Genomic DNA, 19,199 nt, shown 5'->3' on the forward strand with positions numbered 1-19,199 from the left:
ATTGCATGCTCTTTGCGAGCGTGAACATTTCGTTGATTTATTATCTCCGGTCATTCGGGCCTGAAGCGGGAAATACACCTATGACATTAACGCAGTCGCTGGCGAAACTTATCGTCAGTTCATCCCCTACTCCAGCCGCTCATGAGGCAGCCCGCGAAGGGTTACTGGATTTTCTGGCGGTTACCCTGCCGGTTTTACGCGGCGATTTACCCGATGCAGGGCTAAACAGTTTGCATCAGGTTTACCGCGCTGGCGATCGGGCCACCCACGCGTTACTGCTCGGATATGCCGGTCACGCGCTGGATTTTGATGATTTCCATCCCGACTTTCGCGGCCATCCCGGCGTGGTGATTTTGCCCGCGCTGTTGGCGCTGGCCTCACAACGGCCAGACATCAGCGGCGGGCAGTTTCTCGATGCGTACGTGACCGGCGTGGAAATGGCCGGACGCCTCGGGCTGGCCGCCGGTTCTCAGCATTACAAACTCGGTTTTCACAATACCGCCACGCTCGGCACGATTGCGGCCTCCGCTGCCTGTGCGCGGCTGGTGGATGCCACTGAACGGCAAACGGCGTTGATTCTGGGTTTAGCGGCGACGCAGTCCGCAGGGTTACGTGCGCAGTTCGGTAGTGACGTCAAACCGCTGCACGCCGGGCTGGCGGCGCAGACCGCCGTCATTGCCACACAGCTGACGCTGGCAGGCTTTCACGGCCAGGCAGACAACGTGCTTGACAGCTTTTTATCGGCTTACTGCGCCGGTCAGCAACAGCCGGAAAAACTCATTTCAGACTGGGGCGCGCCGTGGCGGATTGTCTCGCCCGGTCTGGAATTCAAACCCTATCCGACCTGCGGTGGCACGCACAGCGCTGCCGATGCCGCGCGGACTATTCGTTATGACTGGCTGCAAACCGGTCAAGGCACAGATGCACTGATCGGCGCCATCGAACGGATAGAGGTGTCTTTCCCGCCGGGCGGTGATATTGCGGCGTCGGTACGAAAACCGGCAACCGGCGTTGAAGCGCGGTTCAGCCTGGAATACGTGATTGCAGCCTGTCTGCTGCGCGGAGACTTACGCTTAGAGGATTTCACCCCGCAAGCGGTGGAAGCCGACATTGCCGCACTGGCAGAGCGTGTCTCGCGTTGCCCGGATTTCTCCGCACCGCCGGACGAGCTGAACCCCGCTGCGCGTTTTCATCAGGTGACGGTATTCCTGCGCGACGGCACTCTGCTGCAACGGCGTTTCACCCGTCAGCAAAGTCTGGCGATCCCGTTTGATTTGCCGGCGAAACTGCGCACCTGTTTGCCGGATTTCACTGACGCACAGCGGACAGAAATCGTGGCACTGAGCAGGCTGGAAAGCCGCGACAGTCTGCCACGGCTTGCAGAGATGTTGTTTGGGAAACGGGTTAAGGAATAACGTTATAAAACAGTCGACAGAAAATGGCGGACACGGACGTTCTCCGTTTCATCCAGCACGCTTTTCGTCGGCCCTGACGCCACAATTTTTCCGCCCTCCATAAAAATGACATTATCCGCCACTTCACGTGCAAAGCCGATTTCGTGGGTGACGATCACCATCGTTATCCCTGAATGCGCCAGCTTTTTGATCACCTGCAACACTTCGCCCACCAGTTCGGGATCCAGCGCGGAGGTCGGTTCATCGAATAACATCACTTCCGGGTCCATCGCCAGCGCACGGGCAATTGCCACGCGTTGTTGCTGGCCACCGGAAAGCTGCTGAGGCCAGTCATCTTCGCGGTTGTCTAAGCCGACCTGCCGGAGCAACGCGCGGGCTTTACTGACTACCTGCTGACGGTTTTGCTTCTTCACCCGCAGCGGTGCATCGATAATATTTTGCAAAACCGTACGGTGCGGAAACAGGTTAAATTGCTGAAACACCATGCCGGTACGGCTGCGCTGTGCGGCAATTTTGCGGCTGCTCAGTTCATACAGCGCGGAACCTTTCTGCTGATAACCGACCAGTTCACCTCCGATACGGATTGTGCCGCCATCGAGTTTTTCAAGATGATTGATACAGCGCAGCAAGGTGGATTTCCCTGAACCAGAAGGCCCGAGGATCACCGTGACCGAACCGGCCGGAATATCGAGGCAGATTTCATCCAGTATGGTATTACCGGAGAAACGCTTGGTGACTTTGCGAAATTCAATGGCCTCACCCATGGCTGGTTTCTCCTGCGCTGAGACTGACGGTGCTGACCGTGCGGGCTGCGCCGGTTTTCGTGACTTTACGTTTTACCTTCCTGTGGCTGCTGCGGCTGAAATGTCGTTCGACGTAATACTGAATCACCGACAGCAACGACGTCAGCAACAGGTACCATAATGTGGCGACCAGCAGCAGCGGGATCACTTCATAGGTGCGCTGATAAATAATCTGCGCCGAGAACAGCACATCCTGTAATGAAATCACCGAAACGACCGCGGTGGTTTTCAGCTGACCGATCACTTCATTCCCCGCAGGAGGCAGAATAGCCCGCATCGCCTGCGGCAAAATGGTGTGGCGGAATATCTGTGACGGGCGGTAACCCAGGGCGCGTGCCGCCTCGACTTGCCCGGTGCCGACGCTCTGAATACCGGCGCGGATAATCTCTGCGGCATAGGCAGACTGATGCATGACTAATGCAATCACGGCGGCACTGAACGGGCTAATCAGTGAGTTCGCGGAAGCGCTCCAGATTTCACCTGCCCACGGCAGAGAAATCGAAATATTCGGGTAAAGCGCGGCAATGTTGTACCAGAGAAACAACTGGACCAGCATCGGCACCCCCCGGAAAAACCAGGTATAACCCCAGCTGACAGCGACCAGCACCGGATTGGATGACAGGCGCATCAGAGCAAGAACCGTGCCGCCTGCAAAACCAAAAACCACGGAAATTGCGGTCAACCGCAACGTCATCAGTACGCCCTGAATGATTGACGGACCGGTAAAGTTTTCGGCGATTACCGACCATTCAAAACGCGGATTGCTGAGCATGGAGTTCCCCATAGCCAGCAATATCAGCAATACGATCAGGGCGCTTATCCAGCGCCCGATATATTTTTTACCGACGATCCGTAGTTCCTCCGCCTGCTGATCGTGTGTTTCACTGCTCATCCGAAAATCTCTTCATTACGTTTTGACTCTTTGACTGCGCCAAAACCGATGGACCATTTATCGAGGATCTGCTGGTAAGTGCCGTCTTTGATCAGCGAGTTCAGGGATGCCTGCACCGCCTCTTCCAGCCCCGACTGTTTAGGGAACGCCACAGATACAGGCGCATCATCCACATGAATGGTGCCGGTCAGCGTCAGCGGTTTGACCTGACTAACCTGATACGTCAGACCTTCATACGGGCCGAAGAACATCGGTACCCGACCGCTGACCACGGCCTGTACGCCTGAAGGGCGATCCGGGAATACGGCAATCTTGATCGGGGGTTTACCGGCATCAGTACAAATTTTGCTGGCCGCTTCAAGGCGCCCGATCTGCGTAGTACCCGCTCCTGCGCCCACTTCCTGCCCGCACACGGCGTCAAAAGAGGTAAATGGCGCAATGTTTGCGTCTTTACGCGAGATCACCCCCAGGCGCGACGCATCGTAATAACTGACGAAATCGACCTGCTCGAGACGTTTTTTGGTGGCATTGATATTGGATAGCGCGACGTCATAGCGACCGGATTTCAGCCCCGGAATGATGTTGTCGAAACCGCCGGTATCCTGCCAGCGCACTTCCACACCGAGCCTTGCCGCCACGGCATTCATCACATCAATCTCGCGTCCGGCGAGCGTTTTATTGTCTTCCTGGAAAAAAGTGGTTGGCGGAGTATTCGGGTTGGTACCTGCAACAATATATCCGCGTTTGGCGATGTCCGCCGGAAGCTTACTTTTCAGCGCATCATCAGCGGTGACATGAAAGGTGGTCGAAGACGGAACAACCTGCTCCGCAGCCCATGCAGAAGAGAGATTCCCGGCAATCAGCAAAGGGAGCAGTAATTTAGATAACGTCATAAAGAAGCCTTTTCCTGGTTAAAAGCTGTGAAAACCACAAAAGAGGTGCGGTAAAAGAGGCAAGGCCATCAGAGGGGTTTTATCATTTATAGAGCAACACCCGCCCTGCCTTAGACCTGATTTTGCGGGCATATACCTTTTATTGACAAATGAGAAAAAGAGATAAAGATTTCGAAAAAGTGGGAAAGTCAGGGGCAGACTTAAGAGCTCTTTTAATTCAAATTCAATGTCCACACCGTGGGCTTGCCGCCCACACTGGCCCAAAGGGTTGGCAGACTGATACGCGTCAATTATCGTATGAACCCTGACCGGATTTAACGCCTCAAAATCAGAAAGTTAGTACCATCCGAAAAACGCTGCTAATAGCATCCTGCCGCCACGCACTCATCCTGGTCAAACGCGCGTCATGGCTTCATCACGATCCGGCCAAGCGGTTTCGCTGTCTCAGCAAATTCGTGGGCCGCGGCAGCGTTAGCCAGGGGGAAGATGCGATCAATGACAACCGTGACGCGCCCTGCTGCTACAGCCTGCAGCATGTCGTCCACGCTTGTTCGAACTCCATGCCTTGCAAAAAGAGGTCCCATGAATACCCCCATGAGCGTCTGGTTAGACTGCATTGCCGGCCATAAGTCGACAGTCAGACTGTTGCCGCCGGCATTACCGACGAAGACCAGACGTCCTTCCGGAGCGAGTGCAGAAAGCGAAACAGGCAACGTCGTTCCCACCGGATCGATGACGAGGTCAACACCGGTACCATGGGTGTACTGTCGGACACTGTCCACGATGTTATCCTTTGTACGATCCACAACATGATCGGCACCAAGTTCACGCAACCGACCTCGTCGCTGCGTTCCGCTTACCACGGCGATGACCGTTGCGCCTGCTTGTGAGGCAAGCTGAACGGCCGCGAGCCCCACGCCACCCGCTGCGGCCTGAATAAGAACGGTTTCTCCCTGCCGGAGCATGCCTCGCGTGAAAAGGCAATGATGCGCGGTTCCAAATGAAATCGGCAATGCCGCCGCTTCTGCCATTCCCACCCCATCGGGTATAAGCCAGGTGCGTTCCGCGGGCACAGCCCAACGTTCCGCATGCGATCCCTGCATGTGAAAAGCAGCGACTCTGTCCCCAACCGTACGGCTTCGGACTTTCGATCCGACGGCAACAACTGTGCCCGCGGCCGCGTAGCCAACGATCCATGAAGGAAGCGGCGGCGGCGTTGAACGGCGGTTGATCAAATCGCCACCCTCAATCGAGATAGCCTCGACAGAAATCAGAATGTCGTCGGGCCCTGTGACCGGCTCCGGGACATCGACATATTTCAGGACGCCGGGAGCGCCTTCCACGTCATAGACCGCTGCTTTCATAAATTTTCCTCTGTCTTATCTTTTGACTGGCGGAAAGCCCCGTCACGCGCAGGGCAGCCTGGCAATCACCTTAATCTCAAACTGGAATCCGTAAAGCCACGTCACGCCGATCCCGGTCAACGTAGGGTAAGGCGCTTCCCCCCAATATTCTGGCAGGATACTCCAGATAGCGTCGAGATTTGACTCGGGGTCGACAACAAAGAGAGTCACGTCAACCACGTCACCGAACGTGCAGCCCGCAGCCGCGAGAACAGCATTGAGATTATTGAATGCCAGCCTGACCTGCGCTTTTAGATCGGGCTCAGGCGAACCATCCTCGCGGCTACCAACCTGCCCGGAAACGAACAAGAAACCATTGGATTTGATGGCCGGTGAATAGCGATTGCGCTCATAGAGCGCCTGCCGACCGAGGGGAAAAACGGCTTCGCGTGCTGTCATGTTTGTACCTCTGCAATGGGGCAAAATCAGCCCGGTGAACGTAAAGGCACTTTACAGGTGCGGGATCGGGCGGATAAACAAGCGACTTTGTCCATCATTGTTTGTAAAATCCAAACAATCGGTGAAAAGGGGGGGGTAAGGAATGGATCGTTTCGATGCGATGCGCGCCTTTGCTCGCGTGGTGGAAGCAGGGAGCTTCACAAAGGCTGCCCAAACGCTTCATATGAGTAAAACCACGGTGACGCAGCTCATTCAGCAGCTGGAAGCGCGCCTGCGCGTCAAGTTGCTCCATCGCACCACCCGCAGGCTCGGCGTGACTGCCGATGGCGCGGTCTACTACGAGCGCGTCATCCGCCTGCTGGCGGACATGGAGGATGCTGAAAACAGCCTGTCCAGTGCGGCGATGACGCCCAGGGGACGGCTACGGGTGGATGTGCCCAGTCCGCTGGCCCGCCTCGTCCTGGTACCGGCGCTACCGGCTTTCCACGCGCGCTACCCTGACATCCAGTTCGACATGGGCGTCAGCGACCGGGTGGTGGACCTGATCGGCGACAACGTGGATTGCGTCCTGCGCGGTGGCGACATCAACGACCAGTCCCTGATCGCGCGCCATGTCGGCGATTTGCAAATCGGCGTCTACGCCGCCCCTGGCTATGTGGAGCGCCTTGGCGCCCCTGCGCACCCGCGAGAGCTGGAAAACACCGACCATCGCATAGTGGGATTCTTGTCCTCGCGCACCGGTAAGATTGAGCCTCTGGTCCTGCGCAGTGGGAGTGAACATATTGAAATCACAGGCCGCTATGTACTTGCCGTGGATGATGGCAATGCTTACCTCGAAGCGGGGCTCACTGGCTTAGGCGTGATTGCGCTGCCAACCTATATGGCGGCAAAACATCGGGCCAGTGGCGCTTTGATTCCGTTATTTGAACAATGGCGTATCAGTCCAATGCCATTGTACCTGGCGTTTCCGCCAAACCGCCATGTCAACGCCAAACTGCGTGTTTTTATTGATTGGATCGTTGAATTGATGCAGAAGCATGTTCCCAATTCCAACAATAAGTAACGCCATCCCGGTCAGAGGATCCCTGTTTAAGAAGCCCGGCAGCCATCGCGCAGCCGGGATCACCCCCTGCGGTGCCAGCGCAGCGCGTCGACCACCAGCGTAAACGCCGCCGGAAGATGCTGTCGGCCCGGGTAGTAAAGATAGTATCCCGGGAAATGAGGGCACCAGTCGGCAAGTAGCGGTACCAGTTCCCCCGTGGCGATATATTTCGCCGCTAAGTCGTGAGGAACATAGGCAATCCCTGCTCCGTCCAGCGCGGCCTGAATCATCAGAAAGGTATTGTTAAAAACGGTTTGCCCATCAACGCGAACGCTGGTCTTTTGACTTCCCTTTTCAAACTCCCAGGCGTAAAGCCCGCCATGGGTGGGCAAACGCAAATTAACGCAGTTATGCGCCATCAGATCCTCAGGACGTCTTACTGCCGCCCTGCCGGCAAGATAAGCGGGGGCGGCAACCACCGCCATCTGCACATCGGGCGTGATGCGCACCGCAATCATGTCCTTATCCACCTGATCGCCCATCCGTACGCCGGCATCAAAACGCTGGGCGGCAATGTCGGTCAGCTCGTACCCGACGCTGAACTCAATATGAATATCCGGGTATTGCGTTAATAAAGGCCGCAGACGGGGCCACAGCACGGTGACGATGGCATGATCGTTGGCGGTGATGCGTACCGTTCCGGCGGGTTTATCTCGTGAAGCGCGCAGAGAAGCCAGTTCAGCTTCGATTTCATTCAGCCGCGGCGCCAGAACGGCCAGCAGACGGTTCCCGGCATCGGTTGGCGAAACGCTGCGCGTGGTGCGGATTAACAGCCTTACCCCGAGACGCGCTTCCAGAGCCAGCAGCGTATGGCTCAGCGCTGACCGGGAAACACCCAGAATCGCGGCCGCCCGGGTAAAGCTGCGCTCGTGAGCCACCGTGGCAAAAGCCTGCAGGTCGTTGAGTTTTTCTTTGCTCATCATTGGTGAATTCTGTGCACCAGTGTATTCATATTTGCGCATCTTATCATTTAATCAAACCTTCTCTACACTTTGTTCAACGAGTCGTAAGGGGCCGCTTAAAAGCCCGAAACTGAAATGTGGAGACATCATGAACCAACAATTTGACGGTAACGGTATCTTCCCCAAGGGGGAGAAAAACGAGGCCTATGCGCAGTATTTTCAGGGTACCAGCTACCTGAATATGCTCTCCACGGAAGGGGTCAATATCGGTAACGTGGTCTTCGAGCCCGGCTGCCGTAACCACTGGCATATCCACCATAAAGGCGGGCAAATTTTACTGGTGACCGGCGGTCGCGGCTGGTATCAGGAGTGGAATCAACCGGCGCGCGAGCTTACCGCTGGGGACGTCGTGAATATTCCCGCCGGCGTCAAGCACTGGCACGGCGCGGCCGCCGATAGCTGGTTTGCCCATATCGCCGTTGCCGTCCCTGCCGAAGGTGCGTCTAACGAATGGCTAGAGCCGGTCGCCGACGACGCCTATCGTCAGCTGCCTTAAGCATCGAAACAGCAGGGCTCGCCAGTTAATGCGCCCTGCTCTCATTCGGCGGTATGCGAAAATGCATCATCGACTAATTGCCCGAGCCCCGGGGAAAACCGCTCATCGCCAGCAGCGCGCTTTGCAGCGAGGCGCTAAACATCTCCCCGTGAGACAGTCCGGGATAGGGCCACCAGTTGACCGCCACGCCATTTTTCTTGAGCAGGGAAACCGTCTGCAGAACGTTGCCCCGGATCTCTTCTGCCCCTGCGAAAGAGGCCCGCTGGGTCGCAACCGCCCCCTCCATCAGGTACAGGGACTTCCGGTTAAACGCATCCGACTTCGCCTCGGCCATTTTTGCTAACAGCGAGGCGTTGCCCCGTCCCAGAGAAGGACTGGCAGAAAAATAGATTTGGAAGCGGGATGACGCCAGCCAGGCGTCAATGATGAATAATCCGCCATAGGAGTGCCCCCAGATAGCCCGCTGCTGAGGGTTGATCGCGATCCCGCGCTCAACTTTTTCCACGATGGTATTTTCTAATAGCTGGCGAAATGCCTCGCTGCCGCCGCTTTTCCGTCGGTCCCATCCGGCGTCGGCAGGATTCTCCTCTACTTTCGGCCGGTAGTCATAGGCTCGGGCGGGCTGATCGAAAGGCAAATTCGTTTGATAGCCGATGGCCACAATAACGGGCGGCGTTTTTTGCGTAAACGTCTCAAGCAGCGAGTCGGACAACCGGTCCATCACCGCGTTGCCGTCCAGGGCGTACAGAATCGGATACCCCTGCGCGGGCGGCGCCGCGTTCGGTATCGCCGTCCAGACCTTATAATGCCGTTCGCCATCAAGGGAATCGAAATAAGCAACGTTGAAGTGATAATACGCGGAACCGCGGTCGGCGATATTCGGCCCCAGCGGGCGCATATCCGGCCTGGCGTAAGCGTTAATGCCATAAAGCGTGGAGACCAGCGCGGCGATAAAAATCCGCCCTTTCGGCGGAGAAGCAAAACAAAATTTGCGAAGCGACATCGGTTAATTGTTTCCAGCACACCCTCGGTAGTGATAATGATTGCTAATATCAATCTCAATTGCAAGCAACGAGGTTATCCCGGGAGCGGCGCGTTGCGCCTGCCCGGGGAACCCATCATCACATTACGGGTAGCCCGGCTCGCGCTGCGCTTAGCCGGGCTACCGGGAATGCCGCGTTCTGCTCAATATCAGGCCGTACGCCATCTCCGGGTCAGCGGCTTCTCGACTTCCACAATCAGGAACATCACAAAACCGATAATAAAGGTGATAACCCAGTAGCGGAACGGCAGCGCTTCGGTACCAAACAGCATCTGCATAAACGGCGCGTAGATAATCAGCAGCTGCAGCACCAGCAGCACCCCGCTGACAATCCAGATCCCCCGGTTCGCCAGCAGCCCTTTACTCAGCGAGAAGCCGTCCGCCACCCGGCAGTTGAGCATATAGAACCACTGGGCGGTGACCAGCGTCTGCAGCAGCACCGTGCGGATAAACTCAGGCGAATAGCCGCGCGGCTGTAGCCAGGCTTCAAGCACAAAGGCGCTGACGGCAATCATCGAACCGACAAAAATCACCCGCCAGATAGCAAAGCCGTCCATTACGTGCAGTTTGGGATCGCGCGGCGGACGCCGCATGATGTTCTTCTCGCCCGCTTCGAACGCCAGGCCGAACGACAGCGTGGCGGAGGTCGCCATGTTCATCCACAGGATCAGCACCGGCGTCAGCGGAATTAAATTCCCCGCCAGCAGCGCGATAATGATCAACAGCCCCTGCGCCAGGTTGGTCGGCATAATGAAGAGAATGGTTTTCTTCAGGTTGTCGTATACCCGACGCCCTTCCCTGACGGCGCTGGCGATGGTGGCGAAATTATCGTCGGTCAGCACCATATCCGCGGCCTCTTTGGTCACTTCGGTGCCCTTAATCCCCATCGCGATACCGACATCGGCCTGCTTGAGCGCCGGGGCGTCGTTCACGCCGTCGCCGGTCATCCCGACCACCTCTTTCCTGCTTTGCAGCGCCTGCACCAGGCGGAATTTATCTTCCGGGCTGGTACGCGCGAAAATATCGAATTTCTGCGCCGCTTCGCTGAGCTGGGTATCGTCCATCACCTCCAGTTCTCTGCCGGTGATGGCGTTTTCCGCATTGCCGATCCCCAGCATCTTGCCGATGCTCATCGCGGTTTGCGGGTGGTCGCCGGTGATCATCTTCACGCGGATCCCGGCCTGCAGGCAGTCGCCGATCGCCGTAATCGCCTCCGGTCGCGGCGGATCCATCATCCCGGCAACCCCCAGCAGAATGACGCCCTGCTGCAAATCCTCATGGCTAAGCTCCGTTTGCCCGTCGGCTGCCGGTTTCCACGCCGCCGCCACCATCCGCAGCCCTTCCCGCGCGTACTCTTCGATTTTCGCTTCCCAGTAAGGCTGATCGAGCGGCGCCAGGCCATGGTCGGTTTGCTGATGCTGACACAGACGGAACAGGACATCGGGCGCGCCGGTAATCAAAATCATCTCTTCATCGCCGATGCGGTACAGCGTCGACATATATTTATACTGTGAATCAAAGGGGATTTTGCTGCGCAGCTCGGTGTTGACCGTCGGGAGCGGGACTTTCGCCGCCAGCACCTTCAGCGCCCCTTCGGTCGGGCCGCCGGTAATTTTCCACAGCCCGCTTTCGTCTTTGATAAGCTGACTGTCGTTACACAGATCGATGGTGCGCAGATAGCGTTCCAGCAGCGTGCCGGGGGCAACGGTTATCGGATCGGGCTCATCGATCGGATGAATATTCCCTACCGGTTCGTAGCTGTCGCCCTCTACGCGATAAACGTTATCAGCGGTAATAACGGCCTTCACCGTCATCTCGTTCATGGTCAGCGTTCCGGTTTTATCCGAGCAGATCACCGTCATCGCCCCAAGGGTTTCCACTGTGGGCAGCTTGCGGATAATCGCCTTCTGACGGGCCATGGTTTGCACGCCGAGCGAGAGGATTATCGAGATAATCGCCGGTAAACCTTCCGGCACCGACGCCACCGCGAGGCTAATCAACGACAGCATCAGCTCAGAAACCGGCATATCGCGGAACAGCAGGCTGAAGACAAACAGCGCGGCCATCATCACCAGAATGATGATAAAAATGGCTTTGCCGAGCTTATCCATTTGCACCAGCAGCGGCGTACGGTGTTTTTCGATATCCGACATCATCTGGTTAATATGGCCCAGCTCGGTATCGCCGCCGGTGGCGACCACCAGGCCTTTTCCGCCGCCCGAACTCACCGTGGTGCCGGAAAACAGCAGATTGGTACGATCGCCTAGCGGCAGTTCGCCGCTGAGCGCCTCGGTGCTTTTCTCCACCACCGTCGATTCGCCGGTCAGAATCGCCTCTTCCACCCGCAGGTTATGCGCTTCGATCACCCGCAGGTCGGCGGGAATGCGATCGCCTGCGCGGATGACGACGATATCGCCGGGGACCAGAGCGGTTGTCGGGATCGTTTCATGGTTGCCCTGACGAATAACCACCGCCTCGCTGGAGAGCATGTTGCGAATGCTCTGAAGCGATTTTTCCGCATTGCTCTCCTGGATATGGCCGATCAGGGCGTTAATCACCGCCACGCCGAGGATCACCAGGGTATCCACCCAGTGCCCCATGACCGCCGTCAGCAGCGCCGCCGCCAGCAGCACATAGATCAGCACATCGTTAAAATGCGCCAGAAAGCGCAGCCACGCCGGCTTTCCCGCCTTTTGCGGCAGCGCATTTTCGCCATACTGCTGCAAACGCGTCGCCGCCTCGGCGCCGCTGATGCCCTCCGGAGTGCTGTTGGTGCTGGTCAGGGTTTCTTCTACGGAGAGCTGATAGAACGGGCCGCCCGGTTTTTCTGTATTCATAGTTATCTCCTCACTCCTGTAACGGAAATCAGGACAGCCACAGGCCGCCCTTAACGCACCACAAAAACCGGAACATGGGCATAGCGAACGATTCCTGCCGCCTCCGACCCCAGCAGATGCGTCTGAATATTCGGGTTACGCGAACCGATGATCACCACATCCGCTTTCAGTTCATCGGCCAGTTTGGTCACTTCATCGCGAATGTTGCCGCTGCGAATGTGAATCTGAATATCCTTTTCCGTCAGCGCGAGTTTCTTGATCAGCTCTGCCAGCTTTTCCTTAGCAGTATTAATCAGATAGTCTTCCATTTTTCGTGCATCGGAAATAAAACCGCGCGTCAGCACCGGAGAAAAAGAGGGAATGATGTGTACCAGATGAATCTGTCCCGAAGAGCTTTGCGCAAGGAATTGGGCGTGGGACAAGGCCTTGTCCGCCAGACCGATTTCAAACACATCAACCGGCACGAGGATATTTTTATACATAGAGACAATCCTTTTATTACCTATAAAAAAAGGTGGTGAAAACAGCCCGGGCAATGGCGCTGAGGAAAAGATCTCAAGAACAAAATCTGCAAGACGTGTAGGTATAATTAAACGTAGCACACCACGATAAACATTATTAAGTCGCCAATTAATATATTGAAAAATATCACAGAGTCAGGCGCAGCCAGACAATTCGACTACAAACCCCGTAAAATCGTCGCCATCGCCGTAATTTTTGCTCTTTTTAACATTTCCGTTTTACTACGACTATCCTCATTATCAGTGGCTTGTTCACTTTCTGTCGCCCCACAATAATTATTACGATAAGAATTTACTTAGCTAAGCGTTAGCGCTAAAGGAGGAACGATGTTCGGTTACAGTCTGTTTCGCCTGAGCCTGTTTATTGCCCTGGCAATAATCGCCTGTACGGCTACCGGTTTAATTACCTATTTCGTTGTCTCGGCCCTCGCTGAATAAATACAGCGATTGTGAATAATATGTAAAACATAGCCTTTTACTTCGAGGGGAATACAGTGAACCGTTATTTTTCTCTCATTCCGCTTGTTATTTTAATAACAACGGCTTGCGATCGGAAAGCGCCTCAAATTACCCCGCTACCGCGGATGGTTAAAGTCGCCGAGGTGGTTACCATCGGTGATTCACAGCAGCGCGTATTCCCCGCCCGCATTGAGTCCGGGGACTCCACCGATTTATCTTTTAAACGCGGCGGCCAGATTGAATCGCTTGATGTGCGTCAGGGAGCCGCTATTACTCAGGGGCAGCCCCTTGCCAGGCTCAGCGCGCGGGAAGCGCAGCAGCGCGTGAATGAACGGCAAACCGCTGCCACCCTCGCCCAGCGGCAGTTCGATCGCTTCCAGACGCTGGCCGGGCGTCAGGCGATTTCGAAGGCGGAAATGGATATCCAGCGGGCCAACCGCGACGCCGCTAACGCCGCGCTGAAAATCGCCCGCGAAGAGCTGTCGCAAATGACGTTGACCGCCCCGTTCAGCGGCGTTGCCGCCAACGTGCCGGTACGTAACCACCAGGTTGTCGCCGCCGGACAGCCCATTGTGACCCTGACGCGAACCGATCTGCTCGACGTGGTGTTTAGCGTTCCGGAAAACCTCTTTACCGCGTTGGATATTCGCAACGCGCAGTATCGTCCTGTCGTCAAAATTAACGCCATGCCGGACCGCCAGTTTACCGCTGAATATAAAGAGCACACTGGCAGCAGCGACAGCAGCACGCTCACCTGGCAAATCATACTGACTATGCCGAGGCCGGCCGACTTTCCCTCGGTGGGCGGCGTAAGCGGAACGGTGACGGTCAATCTGGCAAACCTGCCCGCCAGCGCCGGTCAAAACGCGGTGGTGGTGCCGGTTGAAGCGGTGTTTAACCCGGATAATCGCCCGCGCAATGAGCCCCACGTCTGGGTGGTACAGGGAAGCGGCGACCAGCTCAAGCTGGAAGAGAGAAAAGTCGGCGTGGGCCCGGTGACCTCTCAGGGCGTGGTGATTACCGAAGGGCTCAGCGTCGGCGAGCGCGTAGTGGCGGCAGGCGTCAGCGAATTGCATGCGCAACAGCCGGTTCGTATCTGGACGCGTGAACGAGGTTTGTAATGGATATCTCCCGCCAGTTTATTAACAACCCGGTCCGCGTCTGGCTGACCATTTTGCTGCTGGGCATCGGCGGGATCTTCGCTCTGCTGAATATTGGCCGCCTGGAAGACCCGGCGTTTACCATCAAAACCGCGGTGGTGATCACCCATTATCCCGGCGCGTCGGCGCAGCAGGTGGAAGAAGAAGTCACCCTGCCGCTGGAAAACGCGCTGCAGCAGCTGCCGTATCTCGACAACGTCAGCTCAATTTCCTCCAACGGCCTGTCGCAAATTACCGTCAATATCGCCTCGCGCTACCACTCCCGCGAGCTGCCGCAAATCTGGGATGAACTGCGCCGCCGGGTGGGCGACGCCACCCGCCAGTTCCCTCCCGGCGTCGCCGCTCCGTTTGTGAACGACGATTTTGGCGATGTCTTTGGCTTCTTCTTTGCCCTCTCCGGCGAGAGCTTTACCAACCCTGAGCTGGTTCGCTATGCCGAGCAGCTGCGTCGTGAACTGGTGCTGGTCCCCGGCGTCGGCAAAGTCGCCATCGGCGGGGCGATCCCCCAGCAAATCAACATCGATGTCTCGCTGGCGAAAATGGCCGCCCGCGGAATCACGCTCAACCAGCTGGCGGCGATACTGAGCAGGTTGAACGTGGTGTCTAACGCCGGTGAGATTAAATCCGGCAGCGAATCGATCCGCCTGCATCCCACGGGCGAGTTTGCCAACCTCGACGAGCTTGGCGACCTGTTAATCAGCCCGCACGGCTCGGCAACGGCGACGCGGCTGCGCGATATTGCCACCCTCTCGCGCGGGCTGAGCGAATCGCCTTCCAGCATTTACCACGCCAACGGCCGACAGGCGGTCACTATGGGGGTGTCGTTTATACCCGGGGTTAACGTGATTGACGTTGGCCGCGCGCTGGAAAGCAAGCTGGAGCAGATGTCGGCGGAAAAACCGGCCGGGATCAACATTGACCTGTTCTACGATCAGGCGGCGGAAGTCGCCCATTCGGTCAACGGCTTTATCACCAACTTCCTGATGGCGCTGGCGATTGTGGTTGGCGTGCTGCTGATCTTTATGGGCGTACGCAGCGGCATTATTATCGCCCTGTCGCTGGCGCTCAACGTGCTCGGTACGCTGCTGATCATGTACCTGTGGGGTATCGAGCTGCAGCGTATCTCGCTGGGGGCGTTGATTATCGCCCTGAGCATGCTGGTCGATAACGCGATCGTCATCGTCGAAGGCGTGCTGATCGCCCGCCAGCAGGGGTCAACGCTGCTCATGGCGATTAACTACGTGATCCGCCGTTCGGCGCTGCCGCTGCTGGGGGCCACGGTGATTGCCATTCTCGCCTTTGCGCCGATTGGCCTGTCACAGGACTCAACCGGGGAATACTGTAAATCGCTGTTCCAGGTGCTGCTGATTTCGCTCATGCTGAGCTGGTTCTCGGCGCTGACCATTACCCCGGTGCTGATTAAATGGTGGCTGTTTAAAAATCAATCACAGCCGGTAGCGCGGGCCGACGCCAACCCGTACGGCGGGCGCTTTTACCGTCTGTACCAGCAGGCTCTGCGTGCTCTTCTGCTGCGCAAAACCATTACGCTGACCGTCATGGCGGCGCTGCTGGCCGCCGCTATCTGGGGATTCGGCTCGGTGCGGCAAAACTTTTTCCCCTCGTCAAACACGCCCATTTTCTTTGTCGATCTCTGGCTACCCTACGGTACCGATATCGCGACCACCGAAAAGATGACCAGCGATATTGAGACCACCATTAACGGCCAGCCGGGCGTGGTCACCACCGTGGCCACCGTCGGTCAGGGCAGCATGCGGTTTATCCTCACCTACAGCGGGCAACGGCAGTACAGCAACTATGCGCAGATCATGGTGCGCATGGACGACCAGCGCAGCATTGCCGCCCTGACGCAGCATGTGGATCGCTATATTGCGCGCAACTACCCGCAGGTAAACGCCAGCACGAAGCGCGTGATGTTCGGTCCCTCCGGCGACAGCGCCATCGAGGTGCGGATTAAAGGTCCGGACCCCGACCGTCTGCGCCTGCTCGCCAGCCAGGTTGGCGATATCCTCTCCGCGGACCCGGCCACCGACGGCGTTCGCAACGACTGGCAAAACCGTAGCAAAGTTATTCGTCCGCAGTACTCCCCCGCGCTTGGGCGCGAGTTAGGCGTTGATAAACAGGATATTGATAACGCCCTGGAGATGAACTTCTCCGGCAGCCGCGTTGGATTGTACCGTGAGGGAGCCGACCTGCTGCCGACGATCGTCCGCCCGCCCGCCGCCGAGCGCCAGGACGCGAATCACCTGAATAACGTGCTGGTCTGGAGCCAGAGCCGCCAGCAGTATATTCCGCTCAGTAACGTGGTCAGCGGCTTTCACCTCGAATGGGAAGATCCGCTAATCCTGCGCCGCGATCGCAGCCGGGTGCTGACGGTACAGACCGATCCCGACCCGCTCAGCCACCAGACGTCGGGGGATATCCTGTCCCGCGTGAAGCCGCAGATTGATGCGCTCGCTCTGCCGCACGGTTACAGCATTGAGTGGGGTGGCGATGCGGAGAACTCCAGCGAGGCGCAGCAGGGGCTGTTTACTACCCTGCCGCTGGGTTACCTGGTGATGTTTGTCATCACCGTCCTGATGTTCAGTTCGCTGAAAAATGCGATCGCCATCTGGCTGACCGTGCCGCTGGCGCTGATTGGCGTAACGCCGGGCTTTTTAATCACCGGGATCCCTTTTGGGTTTATGGCGTTAATCGGTCTGCTGAGCCTGAGCGGAATGCTGATCCGTAACGGCATCGTGCTGGTAGAAGAGATTGAACAGCAGAAACAGGAAAAAGCGCAGCAGGAGGCGATTATTGATGCCGCCACTTCGCGTCTGCGCCCTATCCTGCTGACGGCGTTCACCACCGTGCTCGGCCTGGCGCCTTTATTACTCGACGTTTTCTTCCAGAGCATGGCGGTCGTTATCATGTTTGGTCTGGGTTTTGCTACTATTCTGACGCTGCTGGTTCTGCCGGTAATCTACGCCTGTTTCCACAATCAGAATATGAAGCGACAACCATGAACAGTACCGGATTAAATATTATTAAAACGCTGGGATGCATGACGGCGGTGACCTTCTTCACCATTTACAACACCTGGGATAGCTATGATTATGACTATCACTGGATCCTCGGGTTTTTGACGTTTATTTCCACTATCGCCACGCCGCTGTTTTTTGTGGTGGCGGGATATCTGGATTCACAGTCTCGCCACGACTCACAATGGCAGTTGGGCAAAATCAAAAGCGTGGTGATCGTCTTTCTGTTCTGGATGACGGTGTACTATCTCTGGGAGCCCTACCAGCGCGGCTATCTTATCCAGCCGTGGTTTGTGTTTGCGTTTATTGTCATTTATACCTTTCACCCGGTTATCGAGTGGCTCAGCCAAAGACGCACAGCGTTCTTTGCCGCGGTGTTCACGCTGCTGCTGCTCTCGTATGGTTACGATCTTTTGTCCGCGCTGTACCCGGATGTTCATGCGCTGAGCCTGGCGCCGCAGTACCGCCTGTGGACCTGGCTGCTGTTTTATCTGACCGGTCAGCTGTTCAGCGACCCGCTGGTCGCCGACTGGCTCAGGCGAGAAAAAGTGGTCAAAGGCGCGATGATCGCCATTCCGTTTATTTACCTTTTTACCTGGTTTTACGAGCGGCATTTCTTTTTCGCCCTGTTTAAGGCCGACAGAAATGCGTTCATTCTGACCGGTTCACAAATCTATGTTCTGGTGGTTGCGCTGGTTATTGCCGCCAACGGCGTGCGGTTTCGCAAAAACAGCGAGTTTAAAGAGACCCTTCTCGCCACCATTAGCAAAACGATGACCGGCGTCTATATTCTCCACTACTCCGTTTTTCACCTGCTCACCGCGTTTATCCCGATTAACTCGCTGGGGACAAAATTAATGCTGATTGTCCTTACGTTTATCACTTCGGTACTGATTTCGATGCTCGCGCTGTCCAATTCGGTGGTCAAAAAAGTGATTACGATTTGACGCTCGCCGGTTCAGGTCATGGCCGCCTGCGCATTTAAAAACCGTAGCGCAGCCAGGCAAACAGTACGTTGCCGTTATTATAGGTGCCGGGAATATAGGTGAACTGCACGCTCAGACGGCGGTAGCTGGCGGAGAAGAGCGGCAAAATAATCGGCAGAGGTACGTAGTTGGCAAAGTCATCGCGGGCGGTGATCCCGGCGGTGACGCCAAGACCCAGGCGAAAGTCACGACGGCTATCAAGATACCAGCCCTTTTCCCAGCCGTAGCCAACAATCGGCTGCCACTCGTTGTGCGAATCTTTGAACATCATGGCGTAGAGCGAGCTCCAGTTACCCTCCGCGTTATATCTGGAAACGCCGAAACCTCCACCCCACGGCATTTCATTATAGTTATCCGTTTTCTCTTTATCGTACATAAAGCGGTTGTGCCAGCTGAGAAACGGCAGATATAAATCGTAGTTTTGCGGCTCATTCCAGGTCTGCGAGACGTCGTTTTTCAACCAGCTCCACCAGCCGCTGATGCGCTGCTCGCCATAGACCTTCGTTTCAGCCTGTACCGACAAGGCGAAAATAAACGCTATTCCCCACGCTAGCCGCAGACAACGTCGCATCGTTTTATCCTTAAAGAAAGTCGCCCGGTGTTCATTCAGTTTGGGAACAAAAAACAGGCTTTGCAAATATCAACCAACAAATTTTCTGCACCGTCCCGGGCTAATTGCAAGTCCAGTTAAACGCCCGTTTCAGGACAGAGAGCGCCGCCGCGGTGATTTCATTTCCTTGCCGCTGGGATTATGATGGCGCTAATTATCCTTTCTGCCCGCAGTGATTGAG

At 56.4% G+C, this 19,199-nt stretch carries 16 protein-coding genes; 6 read left to right on the forward strand and 10 right to left on the reverse strand.

What is annotated here, in order from left to right:
* The first annotated feature begins 80 nt into the window (after nt 1–80).
* Entirely contained in the window at nt 81–1,415 is a 1,335-nt protein-coding gene (locus tag CDA56_RS09660; RefSeq protein ID WP_048260957.1) for an MmgE/PrpD family protein, read from the forward strand.
* 2 nt (nt 1,416–1,417) lie between these two features.
* On the opposite strand, the gene CDA56_RS09665 is transcribed toward CDA56_RS09660, so the two are convergent.
* The 5 genes from CDA56_RS09665 to CDA56_RS09685 form a co-directional block, all read right to left on the reverse strand.
* Nucleotides 1,418–2,179: an amino acid ABC transporter ATP-binding protein gene (locus tag CDA56_RS09665; protein WP_102803815.1), complete on the reverse strand. Its 762-nt coding sequence runs from the start codon at nt 2,177–2,179 to the stop codon at nt 1,418–1,420.
* On the reverse strand, nt 2,172–3,110 hold the full coding sequence (locus CDA56_RS09670) for an amino acid ABC transporter permease (protein WP_064375754.1): 939 nt from the start codon (nt 3,108–3,110) through the stop codon (nt 2,172–2,174). Before CDA56_RS09670 ends, CDA56_RS09665 begins: the two co-directional genes overlap by 8 nt.
* Nucleotides 3,107–4,003, reverse strand: coding sequence for an ABC transporter substrate-binding protein (locus CDA56_RS09675; protein WP_025106085.1), 897 nt, complete (start codon nt 4,001–4,003; stop codon nt 3,107–3,109). The genes CDA56_RS09670 and CDA56_RS09675 overlap by 4 nt, the downstream gene beginning before the upstream one ends.
* A gap of 404 nt (nt 4,004–4,407) precedes the next feature.
* Nucleotides 4,408–5,367 carry a quinone oxidoreductase family protein gene (locus tag CDA56_RS09680; protein WP_102803816.1) on the reverse strand — a complete coding sequence of 320 codons (960 nt, stop codon included), beginning with the start codon at nt 5,365–5,367 and terminating at the stop codon, nt 4,408–4,410.
* Between the two features lie 42 nt (nt 5,368–5,409).
* Nucleotides 5,410–5,805: a RidA family protein gene (locus CDA56_RS09685; RefSeq protein WP_025106083.1), complete on the reverse strand. Its 396-nt coding sequence runs from the start codon at nt 5,803–5,805 to the stop codon at nt 5,410–5,412.
* Between the two features lie 142 nt (nt 5,806–5,947).
* On the opposite strand from CDA56_RS09685, the gene CDA56_RS09690 reads away from it, so the two are divergent.
* A complete protein-coding gene (locus CDA56_RS09690; protein ID WP_048260953.1) occupies nt 5,948–6,868 on the forward strand; it encodes a LysR family transcriptional regulator in 921 nt (306 codons plus the stop codon).
* Between the two features lie 59 nt (nt 6,869–6,927).
* Here the strand turns inward: CDA56_RS09690 and CDA56_RS09695 are convergent, their stop codons facing one another.
* A complete protein-coding gene (locus tag CDA56_RS09695; protein ID WP_029946881.1) occupies nt 6,928–7,830 on the reverse strand; it encodes a LysR family transcriptional regulator in 903 nt (300 codons plus the stop codon).
* 127 nt (nt 7,831–7,957) lie between these two features.
* Here CDA56_RS09695 and CDA56_RS09700 point away from each other — a divergent pair, with 127 nt between their 5' ends.
* Nucleotides 7,958–8,365, forward strand: coding sequence for a cupin domain-containing protein (locus CDA56_RS09700; RefSeq protein WP_049070312.1), 408 nt, complete (start codon nt 7,958–7,960; stop codon nt 8,363–8,365).
* A 73-nt stretch (nt 8,366–8,438) separates the two neighbouring features.
* Here CDA56_RS09700 and CDA56_RS09705 read toward each other — a convergent pair whose 3' ends face one another.
* The 3 genes from CDA56_RS09705 to CDA56_RS09715 form a co-directional block, all read right to left on the reverse strand.
* Nucleotides 8,439–9,368: an alpha/beta hydrolase gene (locus CDA56_RS09705; RefSeq protein ID WP_049083415.1), complete on the reverse strand. Its 930-nt coding sequence runs from the start codon at nt 9,366–9,368 to the stop codon at nt 8,439–8,441.
* Between the two features lie 188 nt (nt 9,369–9,556).
* Nucleotides 9,557–12,244 (reverse strand): cation-transporting P-type ATPase, encoded by a 2,688-nt coding sequence (locus CDA56_RS09710; protein ID WP_014838863.1) that lies wholly within the window; start codon nt 12,242–12,244, stop codon nt 9,557–9,559.
* 50 nt (nt 12,245–12,294) lie between these two features.
* A complete protein-coding gene (locus CDA56_RS09715) occupies nt 12,295–12,726 on the reverse strand; it encodes a universal stress protein (protein WP_014229901.1) in 432 nt (143 codons plus the stop codon).
* A gap of 533 nt (nt 12,727–13,259) precedes the next feature.
* On the opposite strand from CDA56_RS09715, the gene CDA56_RS09720 reads away from it, so the two are divergent.
* Genes CDA56_RS09720 through CDA56_RS09730 form a run of 3 tightly spaced genes read left to right on the forward strand, consistent with a single transcriptional unit; the run spans nt 13,260 to nt 18,369 of the window.
* Nucleotides 13,260–14,345, forward strand: a complete 1,086-nt coding sequence (locus tag CDA56_RS09720; RefSeq protein WP_103815211.1) for an efflux RND transporter periplasmic adaptor subunit — start codon at nt 13,260–13,262, stop codon at nt 14,343–14,345.
* A complete protein-coding gene (locus tag CDA56_RS09725) occupies nt 14,345–17,407 on the forward strand; it encodes an efflux RND transporter permease subunit (protein ID WP_102803818.1) in 3,063 nt (1,020 codons plus the stop codon). The genes CDA56_RS09720 and CDA56_RS09725 overlap by 1 nt, the downstream gene beginning before the upstream one ends.
* A gap of 38 nt (nt 17,408–17,445) precedes the next feature.
* Nucleotides 17,446–18,369: an acyltransferase gene (locus CDA56_RS09730; protein WP_165795146.1), complete on the forward strand. Its 924-nt coding sequence runs from the start codon at nt 17,446–17,448 to the stop codon at nt 18,367–18,369.
* Between the two features lie 34 nt (nt 18,370–18,403).
* On the opposite strand, the gene pagP is transcribed toward CDA56_RS09730, so the two are convergent.
* Complete coding sequence (pagP, locus tag CDA56_RS09735) at nt 18,404–18,979, reverse strand: lipid IV(A) palmitoyltransferase PagP (protein ID WP_025106074.1); 576 nt, start codon at nt 18,977–18,979, stop codon at nt 18,404–18,406.
* Between the last annotated feature and the right edge of the window lie 220 nt (nt 18,980–19,199).

Origin of the sequence: Klebsiella michiganensis, assembly GCF_002925905.1 — a bacterium.
In the GTDB taxonomy this organism is placed as follows: domain Bacteria; phylum Pseudomonadota; class Gammaproteobacteria; order Enterobacterales; family Enterobacteriaceae; genus Klebsiella; species Klebsiella michiganensis.

Coding starts and splice junctions, on each gene's coding strand:
- CDA56_RS09660 (WP_048260957.1), top strand. CDS start 81: ATGACATTAACGCAGTCGCTGGCGAAACTTATCGTCAGTTCATCCCCT.
- CDA56_RS09665 (WP_102803815.1), bottom strand. CDS start 2,179: ATGGGTGAGGCCATTGAATTTCGCAAAGTCACCAAGCGTTTCTCCGGT.
- CDA56_RS09670 (WP_064375754.1), bottom strand. CDS start 3,110: ATGAGCAGTGAAACACACGATCAGCAGGCGGAGGAACTACGGATCGTC.
- CDA56_RS09675 (WP_025106085.1), bottom strand. CDS start 4,003: ATGACGTTATCTAAATTACTGCTCCCTTTGCTGATTGCCGGGAATCTC.
- CDA56_RS09680 (WP_102803816.1), bottom strand. CDS start 5,367: ATGAAAGCAGCGGTCTATGACGTGGAAGGCGCTCCCGGCGTCCTGAAA.
- CDA56_RS09685 (WP_025106083.1), bottom strand. CDS start 5,805: ATGACAGCACGCGAAGCCGTTTTTCCCCTCGGTCGGCAGGCGCTCTAT.
- CDA56_RS09690 (WP_048260953.1), top strand. CDS start 5,948: ATGGATCGTTTCGATGCGATGCGCGCCTTTGCTCGCGTGGTGGAAGCA.
- CDA56_RS09695 (WP_029946881.1), bottom strand. CDS start 7,830: ATGATGAGCAAAGAAAAACTCAACGACCTGCAGGCTTTTGCCACGGTG.
- CDA56_RS09700 (WP_049070312.1), top strand. CDS start 7,958: ATGAACCAACAATTTGACGGTAACGGTATCTTCCCCAAGGGGGAGAAA.
- CDA56_RS09705 (WP_049083415.1), bottom strand. CDS start 9,368: ATGTCGCTTCGCAAATTTTGTTTTGCTTCTCCGCCGAAAGGGCGGATT.
- CDA56_RS09710 (WP_014838863.1), bottom strand. CDS start 12,244: ATGAATACAGAAAAACCGGGCGGCCCGTTCTATCAGCTCTCCGTAGAA.
- CDA56_RS09715 (WP_014229901.1), bottom strand. CDS start 12,726: ATGTATAAAAATATCCTCGTGCCGGTTGATGTGTTTGAAATCGGTCTG.
- CDA56_RS09725 (WP_102803818.1), top strand. CDS start 14,345: ATGGATATCTCCCGCCAGTTTATTAACAACCCGGTCCGCGTCTGGCTG.
- CDA56_RS09730 (WP_165795146.1), top strand. CDS start 17,446: ATGACGGCGGTGACCTTCTTCACCATTTACAACACCTGGGATAGCTAT.
- pagP (WP_025106074.1), bottom strand. CDS start 18,979: ATGCGACGTTGTCTGCGGCTAGCGTGGGGAATAGCGTTTATTTTCGCC.